General features: G+C 46.7%; 10 protein-coding genes and 1 tRNA gene. 5 read left to right on the forward strand and 6 right to left on the reverse strand.

Annotated elements, in window-relative coordinates:
• Window positions 1-13: 13 nt before the first annotated feature.
• Window positions 14-955, forward strand: coding sequence for a tetratricopeptide repeat protein (locus H0Z19_RS02590; RefSeq protein WP_290723527.1), 942 nt, complete (start codon window positions 14-16; stop codon window positions 953-955).
• Window position 956: 1 nt separating this feature from the next.
• Here the strand turns inward: H0Z19_RS02590 and H0Z19_RS02595 are convergent, their stop codons facing one another.
• Complete coding sequence (locus tag H0Z19_RS02595) at window positions 957-1,565, reverse strand: TIGR00296 family protein (protein WP_290723529.1); 609 nt, start codon at window positions 1,563-1,565, stop codon at window positions 957-959.
• Between the two features lie 42 nt (window positions 1,566-1,607).
• Here H0Z19_RS02595 and H0Z19_RS02600 point away from each other — a divergent pair, with 42 nt between their 5' ends.
• The gene (locus tag H0Z19_RS02600; protein WP_290723531.1) at window positions 1,608-2,372 is read left to right on the forward strand and encodes an ROK family protein; all 765 of its coding nucleotides are present in this window, start codon (window positions 1,608-1,610) and stop codon (window positions 2,370-2,372) included.
• On the opposite strand, the gene H0Z19_RS02605 is transcribed toward H0Z19_RS02600, so the two are convergent.
• Genes H0Z19_RS02605 through hjc form a run of 3 tightly spaced genes read right to left on the reverse strand, consistent with a single transcriptional unit; the run spans window position 2,320 to window position 4,301 of the window.
• Window positions 2,320-3,303: a nucleotidyltransferase domain-containing protein gene (locus H0Z19_RS02605; RefSeq protein WP_290723532.1), complete on the reverse strand. Its 984-nt coding sequence runs from the start codon at window positions 3,301-3,303 to the stop codon at window positions 2,320-2,322. The genes H0Z19_RS02600 and H0Z19_RS02605 overlap by 53 nt on opposite strands.
• Window positions 3,290-3,865 (reverse strand): HVO_0476 family zinc finger protein, encoded by a 576-nt coding sequence (locus H0Z19_RS02610; RefSeq protein WP_290723534.1) that lies wholly within the window; start codon window positions 3,863-3,865, stop codon window positions 3,290-3,292. Before H0Z19_RS02610 ends, H0Z19_RS02605 begins: the two co-directional genes overlap by 14 nt.
• A 25-nt stretch (window positions 3,866-3,890) precedes the next feature.
• The gene (gene hjc, locus H0Z19_RS02615; protein WP_290723536.1) at window positions 3,891-4,301 is read right to left on the reverse strand and encodes a Holliday junction resolvase Hjc; all 411 of its coding nucleotides are present in this window, start codon (window positions 4,299-4,301) and stop codon (window positions 3,891-3,893) included.
• Window positions 4,302-4,343: 42 nt separating this feature from the next.
• On the opposite strand from hjc, the gene H0Z19_RS02620 reads away from it, so the two are divergent.
• Entirely contained in the window at window positions 4,344-4,673 is a 330-nt protein-coding gene (locus H0Z19_RS02620; protein WP_290723538.1) for a hypothetical protein, read from the forward strand.
• Here H0Z19_RS02620 and H0Z19_RS02625 read toward each other — a convergent pair whose 3' ends face one another.
• A complete protein-coding gene (locus tag H0Z19_RS02625; RefSeq protein ID WP_290723540.1) occupies window positions 4,674-5,930 on the reverse strand; it encodes a 3-isopropylmalate dehydratase large subunit in 1,257 nt (418 codons plus the stop codon). It abuts the gene before it with no gap.
• Window positions 5,931-6,012: 82 nt separating this feature from the next.
• On the opposite strand from H0Z19_RS02625, the gene H0Z19_RS02630 reads away from it, so the two are divergent.
• Both H0Z19_RS02630 and H0Z19_RS02635 read left to right on the forward strand, forming a co-directional pair.
• A tRNA-Tyr gene (locus H0Z19_RS02630) sits at window positions 6,013-6,108 on the forward strand.
• A gap of 141 nt (window positions 6,109-6,249) precedes the next feature.
• Window positions 6,250-6,603: a hypothetical protein gene (locus H0Z19_RS02635; protein ID WP_290723542.1), complete on the forward strand. Its 354-nt coding sequence runs from the start codon at window positions 6,250-6,252 to the stop codon at window positions 6,601-6,603.
• Window positions 6,604-6,686: 83 nt separating this feature from the next.
• On the opposite strand, the gene H0Z19_RS02640 is transcribed toward H0Z19_RS02635, so the two are convergent.
• Window positions 6,687-8,398, reverse strand: a 1,712-nt coding sequence (locus tag H0Z19_RS02640; protein WP_290723544.1) for a PKD domain-containing protein, incomplete at its 5' end; no start/stop codon positions are given.

The raw sequence follows: 8,398 nt of genomic DNA on the forward strand, positions 1-8,398 counted from the left end.
AAAGATTGCCTCCATGGAAATAGAAAAAGAAGTTGAAAGACTGATTCGGGAAGGAAAAATTCTTGACGCTTTTGAATTTGTAAAGCAATCTGCTCCTGAAGAGTTGAGAGAAACAATAGAGAAGTCCTTCAGAGATGCTGAGGAAATTAAAAAACTTGACGGAATCTGGAAAAAGCTCATGCTAATTCTTCACTTCGTTTACGCTTCTCAGGATGCGGTTGAGAGACAGGACAGACAGTCGCTTGTTTCTTGTGTCGTATCATCTGTCAACGCGATAAAGCTGAGCATGGAGCTTGGGATGAAAAGCATAACGCCAATTCTAATGAGAAACGCCGCAAGGGCTTTGATCCTGATGGACATGAAGGAAAACGCGGAGAGGATGTACACAGAAGCTGAGAAAATATGCGAGGAAAATAAAGACGAGGAGCTGCTTGCAGCAATAGAAAACGACCTCGCAACGCTTTACTACGATATGGGTAAGTACAACGAGGCCAAGGTTAAGGCGGAGGAAGCATTGGAGATAAGAAGAAGGGTCGGCACCAAAGAAGAGCTTGCAGAGAGCCTCGCCACCGCCTCAGAAATTTACGTAAAGCTTGGAGACTTTGATGAGGCGGAGGAATGCTACAGAGAAGCGGAGAAGCTGTACAGAGAGCTAGTTGAGGAGGCTGAATCTTTCAAGCTCAACCTTGCCATCCTGCTGAGCAACTACGCAATGTTCCGCAAGAAGCTCGGAAAGTATCAGGAAGCGGAGAAAATGTTCAAGGAAGCTCTTGAGATATTCGAGAATCTTGAAAAGATTGATCCCGACTTCATGCAGTTCGTCGCTGCTGCTTACAGACACCTCGGAGACCTCTACAGAGAGATGAAGGAGTACTCGAAAGCTGAGGAGTACTACAAGCTTTCGAGGGAGAAGTTCAGGGATATACAGAAAAGATGGGAGAGCGTTGCCAGTTAGCTTAAACCTCACAACTTTTTATATCAACCTCCACAACCTCTCCTCTCGGCTCTTTTTCCTTGAATATCTGCCCTTCAAATCTGTAAACCTCTGCTCCAGTAAGCCAGCAGTCGGGCGGTAAGCCGGCTTTCATGCACGTCTCGCTCAGAAACTCCTCAGCATCCATGTTGTACTCCACAGCAACCTGAGGTAAGAGAAGCCCGGAGAACGGGCCCATTTTAACAATAAGACCGTGTCTGCCGATTTCAACATGACTGGGCAAGTCCTTGGGTTTTGCATCTATTTTCTCAGGTGGAGTTAGGATCGTTACCTCCACAACAATTTCGTCCATCTCGCTCAGCCTTACAGGCTCAAAGCGTGGATCATCGACGGCAGCGGCTATTGCGGACTCTATGATCGCCTCATCCAGCCTTTTAACCGGGTAGGGAAAGCCTATACAGCCCCTCAGGTTACCGTGCTTTGTAAGAGTTGTGAAAACACCTCTCTTTTCAGAAAAAACACCGTCAAGCCTTTTTTGCAGTATTTTCCTTTCTTCGAGGTAGGTCTCTATCGCCTCCCTCGCGAGTTTAACAGCTCTTTCACCGTCCTCCTTACTCAGAAGTTTGACCATGAGGATAGTGTGTTTTAAATTTATTAACGTTGTTGCCCCTCTATGATTGTCGGAATTGATGTAGGTGGCACAAACACAGACATTGCCATTCTGGAAGGAAGCAAATTTCGGACTGAAAGCTATAGAACCTCCGAAGTGCTCCGAAACTTCTCAGATTTCATTAAAAAAAGCTTTGGTGACGCTCAGGCTGTTGGAATTGGTCTGGCTGTTTGGTTTGTTGATGGCGAGGCCGTTAAAGCACCAAACTTACCGGCAATCCCCGCAATAGAGCTTGATATCCCGTTCATTTTGGACAATGACGCTAACTGCTTTGCATACTTTTCCGCAAAAAGCCTCAACTTCAGGCATTTGCTTGGGGTTACGGTTGGAACTGGCGTTGGAGGAGGAATCGTTGCTGATGGCAGGGTTTACAGAGGCAGAGGTGCTGCGGGAGAGATTGGGCACACATATGTTGGTGGGGAAAAGATATGCAAGTGCGGGGGCAGAGGACATCTTGAGGCCTACTTCGGGGGCTGGAGTTTGAAGAACATCAAGGAGCTGGTGGAATCGGGTGAAATTTATGGAATGGCGGAGTTCACTCTCTTCTGCCAGTCTATAGCCAATGCAGTCATGATTCTGAATCCTGAGGCAGTAGCAATTGGAGGAAGAATAGGAGGAAGGCTGGACGAAAGATTGGTTGGGGAAAAAGTTAGCATATATCTTCCGGATGAGATAGATGTTGCGGTTAAAACTGTAAGAGATGATTATGCTGTGGCTAAGGGGGCAGCACTTCTAGCCCTTGATGCCATCTCTCAAAATCAGCCATGAGCCCGGCTTTTTCCATTAAATCGAGTGAAACGATGAACTCATCATGAGTCTCCCTCTTTGTTCCCACGATGAGGTAAAGCTTCCCGTCAATTTCCTCAACGTCCCCTCTCGCAAGAATTTTCTCCCTACTGAACGCCTGCCCGACGAAAGTGTGTGTGAAGCTCAAAATGGCTTCTATCTCAGGATGCTCTACCGGATAGTATCCCGGATAGTCGAAAACCAGCGAGTCGTCCCTTACAGTCGCTTCTATCTCCGCTTTCCCCCTTTTGATGCCAACCTCTTCAGGCACATCTCTTCCAATCTCATCGTAATCTCTGACGTAAAGGAGATCGAAGTACGTGCTTCCCAGAAACGCTCTGTGGTACTTCCGCCTCTCGTGCAGGATGAAGATTTCGTAAGGGAGTGGAATCTTCCTTTTTCGGTAGATGAAGCCCCAGGTTGCGTCATCCGGCTCAGAAAGTTTCCCGGTTTCTATGCTTTTTCTTAACTTTTCTCTCGCCCTGAACCACCAATTGCCGTAAACGATGAAGTCAACGTCAGAATCCTCACCTTCCAGCCCTATCAGCCTTGAGCCAGTTACGCCCATCTTGTCCTTCGGAATTTCGGAGAAGAAATCGACGATTTTTCTGACTTCGGACGATTTCATGGCGAATTCGAGCCTCTCTTCCGGTTTGTACACCTCCTCCACAACGCTGTACGGAAGTCTGAACACGCCAGAATTCAGGTATTTTTTAGCGAGCGGAGAGCTTACAGCTTCGTCGTGAGAAAGCTTCTTGTATCTCTTTCCGTTAAGCTCCCTGTCTCCACTGCTGTCCGGAACGTATCTGAGAAAACTCTTTATCCTCTCTTCATTTCTGTATCCGACGACTGAGAAAAAGCATCCCTCGGCCTTTATGAAGTCCCTCAGTCGAACTGGCCTATCGACCTTCATACTTTGCATAAATTCTTCTTATCTCCCTAGCCCTTGCTCTTTTACCTTCTCCCCTCAAAACACCGCCGGAAATCAGCTTGATTCTGTGTATCCTAAACCTTTTTCCGTTTATGTACAGAACTTCTCCCACCTCAAATTCTGTCTCACCATCAACAACCATCTTGTAGGGTGTTGTTACGCTCCTCTTGTGAAGGCTCATTCTGACCTCCACTTCTCCGACATCTCTGAGCCAGACAGTCTCTATCTCTCCAACCTTCCCACTCTCTGCCCTCTTGCCGTTCTTTAGCTCAATTGATGTGATTTCACCTATTTTGTGACCTTCTTCAGTCTCTACGATGTATTCATCTCCCTTCTCAAGCTCGTCTCCCTCGTAGGCTTTTATCGAACCCCTGACCGACTCCGCTCCGCTGCTGATTATTGCCCTGACATCCACCTCCTTCTTGGGCAGATGCGTTGTGAAAGTTCCGCACTCCGTGCACCTGTAGAGGTGTTTCTCCTCCCTGATGAGTTCGTGAAGCGTTTCCTCACCGCAGGTGTCGCAGTATATGTACTCTCTTTTCATCTTCCCACCTTAACTCACACAGAAGTTAAACTTTCTCTCCCAACCTGTCTTGAAAGAATTTGCCAGCGACCTCTTCAATGTCGAGACCGAGTGGGTAAATGCTATCGTCAATTTTGAAGTTCTTCTCCGTCCTCTCAAGCATTCTCACGGGAAAGAACTTCCACTTCTTCCTGGGAAGCTTCAGGGCAACGTATGCCTCAGCCCCGAAGTCGTCTGCGAAAGACACAAGTTTCTCCACTTCATCGTTGGAGAGGTAGAGGGGCAAATTTTTCCTCATCTTGACCTCTATAGCCAGATAGACTCTCCCGTTTCCCGCAATTATGTCCGGACAGGGAAAAGAAGAAACTCCACTACCCGCAACCCTGATTGCAGCCAGACCGACTTTCCAGAGTTCTGCTATCAAGTCCCTTTCAAACCTCGAACCCTTTGATTTCATTCAACACCCACAATCTTTTTAAATTATTTATTAACTTTGCTTATGTCGAAGCTGCTCGTAATAATTGCAAGCGGTAAGGAGGCAAAGGAGAAAGCTGTTGCTGGACTGCTTTTTGCGGCGAACTCAATGAAGTTTGGGTGGGCTGAAAAAGTCGAAATCGTGTTTTTTGGCCCCTCGCAAGACCTTCTTGCCGAGGATGAGAGCTTTAGAGAGCTCGTAATTAACCAGCTTGGAGAGTACAAGCCTCTGGCCTGCAAGTTCGTTGCCGACAGCAAAGGGTATTCCGAAAAGCTCAGCTTCACAAGGCTTGAGTATGTAGGAGAAATTGTGAACAGGCTGATAGATGAAGGTTTCGCTCCCATGGTTTTCTAATCACTTAATTTTTCTTGGATCGGTTATTTCACCGTATATCGCAGTTGCTGCAGCCACAGCAGGGTTCACAAGGTAAATCTTGCCCTCTGGGCTGCCCTGTCTCCCGATGAAGTTTCTGTTGGAAGTTGAAACACTGACCTCTCCGCTCGCAATCAGTCCAAAGCTCCCTCCCATACATGGCCCACAGCACGGTGCCTCAACTAGCGCTCCCGCATCGACGAATATCTCAATCAACCCATCCTTCAGAGCCCTCTTGTACTCCCTCACACTTGCCGGGATGACGATTAACCTTACATTCGACGCAACCGTCTCCCCCTTCAGTATTTCAGCAGCAATCTTTAAATCCTCATATCTTCCGTTTGTGCAGGAGCCGATGAAGACCTGATCGACTCTTGTCCCTTCAACCTCGGAAATTCCAACAACATTGTCAACCCTGTGCGGAGCGGCAACCTGAGGCTCCATTCCCGTCACGTCAAGTTCTACTTCTTGAAATGCAGCATCCTCATCGCTTTTCAGCGGCTCACCGTCATAAGGCCTGCCCATAGCCTTCAGATACTCGAGAGTTGTTTTATCTGGTTCAACAATCCCTGCCTTGCCTCCCATCTCGATTGCCATGTTGCACATCGTCAGCCTGTCAGCCATGCCGAGGTTCTCAACAACCTCTCCGGCATAAATGCAGGCCTTGTAGTTCGCTCCATCCGCTCCAACCATCCCTATCAGCTTCAGAACTATGTCTTTGCCGTAAACGTGTCTCTCAAGCTTTCCGTGAATGTTAAATTTAATGGACTCTGGCACCTTGAACCACAGCTTCCCCATCGCCAGAACGAAGCCCATATCAGTCGAGCCGATTCCTGTGGCGAAGGCTCCAAGCGCACCATACATGCACGTGTGGCTGTCAGCACCAACAATCAGCATTCCCGGCTCAACATGGTTTTCCACCATTATCTGGTGAGCTATACCACCTTTAACGTCGTAGTTCACAATTCCCTGCTCTTCGGCAAACTTTCTCAGCATTTTGTGGTTTTCCGCGGCATGAATACTGTCAGCAGGAACCTGATGGTCAAAAGCCATTATAACCTTCTTGTTGTCCCAAACTTTCGCGTTCTCCCCCAGAATTTCCCTGAAAGCTTTAATTGCAAGAGGAGCGGTGATGTCATGAATCATCGCGAGGTCGATGTCGGCCATTACAAACTCTCCGGCCTGTACCTCCTTGCCGCTTGCTCGTGAGAATATCTTTTCTACCAAGGTCTGAGCCATGTTAAAGCCAACAGTGGGGGTGATAAAAAGTTTGCTGGTGGGCACAAGGTTTTTAAGCAGATTTGATCAGTAAGCTATCGAACCCGCCTTAGCTCAGAGGTAGAGCGTGGGACTGTAGTCCGCCACTCCGCGGCAGGCGGAGATCCCATGGTCCCCGGTTCAAATCCGGGAGGCGGGACTTTCTCTTCTACTTCTAATCCCTCTCATAACTTTCAGCACGGCGTCGAATTTTATAAACCCTTTGTTTAGTTTTTTGGACTGATGTTTGGTTATAACAAAGCCAGATTGTTTGGTGATGTAGAGGCTGTCAGAAGGGAGATTGAAAGCACTGAAGAGCTTCAAAAGTGGATGCAGAGATTGCCAGACTCTTGTCTTTCTCAGAGAGCTCATCAATGCAAAAAAGCTGGAGAAGGTTTACGTTGGTGTCAGGGATGAGAGGAAGGCCTTGAGGAATTCCAGACTGCTTGACTTCCTGCAGGAGTTCGGCTTCGAGTCCGGAAAGCTGAAGCTGGAGTCCGACTCAGTTACACTCTTTCCTGTCCTGCTTGTCATGCTGATAGGCTTCGGCATAGTGGTTGCCTACCGCTTGGGTGTTGATTATGCTCCGGTTTATGCCTTTTTCATTCTGATTTACTTTCTGAGAAGCAGTTTGTTCAGGGAGATGCGGAAATAACCTTTAAACTCGATCTAGATTTACAAGAGTTGCAGGGGTATTTAATCCTTTTTTGAATTCAATTATAAAAATAGGAAAAAATTTTATTTATTTCTTATCTTTGCCCCCTCCTTTTCTTTGTTTATAACCTTCAGAACATCACTGCCCTCGAACCAGACCATATATCCGTGGTAAGCTACTCGTCCTTTGACGTAAAATAGGTGTTCGCCTTCATCAACTTCGATACTACTCTTGTTGAACCCTACCATTCTTTCCAGCAATCCATCTCCGTCACTGTCTACTATGTTTCCATCTGTTGCTTCGCTCTTAGCCCATCCCTGCTCTCCAATGTATGCGGAAATTGTTGTGTTGTTGTATTCCAGATAAACTGTTGAACCATTAATCTGAGTTACATTTCCCTCTTCAAGTTCGATGTAGCATAAGATCCACTTTACTTTGCTCTTCAGGTTGAGAGTATCCATTCCAAACTCAACAGTCGCATTGATTACTTTGACTTTCACATTTACAGAGTTGTAACCAACTCCACCGTCATCGTCAATTACTGTAACGTTTATTGTGTAAACTCCCTTGGTGTTGTAGGTGTGATTTGCCACGATAGGTGAAACAGCGTTCGTAATGCTGTCAACAACGCCATCTCCCCAGTCTATTGTTGCTGTGTGAGCATCATCGCCAGGATCTGTGAATGCTGCATTGATAATCAGTCCAGCTCCAGCGTAAACCTCATCGTCTGCTGTAATGTTAACGGATGGTGGTACATTAAGCACGGTAACATCTGCTGTGGCTTTGGTGGTGAGTTCTCCATCTGTAACTTCCAAAACGACTGTTCCTTGGTAGTCATCAACGTAGGCGTGACTAATGATTGGCTCATTAAGCCACTCAGTATCCCAAACGCCATCGTTGTCGAAGTCCCAGCGATACTGCAATGAATCTCCATCTGGATCGTGGCTTAGGGATGCGTTAAATGTAATTTCTTCACCTTCGTTTGCCGTGTATGGTCCGCCAGCATTGGCAATTGGTGCATGTGTTGAAGAACTAGAATCAAACTCCTGGTACAACTCAAGATAGAATCCGCCTCTAGCAACAACTTTTATTCTGTCGCTTTGTGGTGTGTAGTAATAGAAGTAGTCATATAATCCACAGTAATTGTTTGGTCCATCAACACTTTTCTTCAATACCCACTGGCCGTTTACATATTCGTAAATGTCAAAATCTATATCGCCCAGCACACAACCGGGGCATGACGGACATTGATCACTCCTTAAAGCGAATTTGAGCTCTTTTCCGGGCGTTACATCGAAAACTTTCCAGTTTCCACAATTACCGTAGTTGAACCAATCTGCTGAATTCTCACCAGTGGATGGAAGAGCCTTTCCACCACTTGTGTAGCAGGTTGTAGTCGGAGCATCTACCGGCCATATTCTGTGGAACGTTTCCAGTCTAATGTCATCAAAATAGACAACATTAGTCCCACTATCCCGAAAGTTGCCAGTGCTCAATCCAAACTTGGACAGCTTAACATGCCCCCACCTCTGATGGTCGAACTCTTTTGGTAATGCTGGAAGATCCTTGGCAATGAGTTTTTGGGCAAACCCCAAGTAAACGTCTGCTGTTTGGTTAACAAAGTCAATTTCGGCCCTGACTCTGTATGCTTTACCAAGTTCCCAAGTACCGATTTTAACAGAATACCCTCCACTCCAATCAACAACCCATTTAATGTCACCATTGCCAGCAAAACTAATGTAGTTTAGGGTCCTTACCAAATCACATCTCAGCCAACCTCTGCAGTACCCTCTTT

The organism is Archaeoglobus sp., from assembly GCF_017656475.1.
Lineage (GTDB): Archaea > Halobacteriota > Archaeoglobi > Archaeoglobales > Archaeoglobaceae > Archaeoglobus.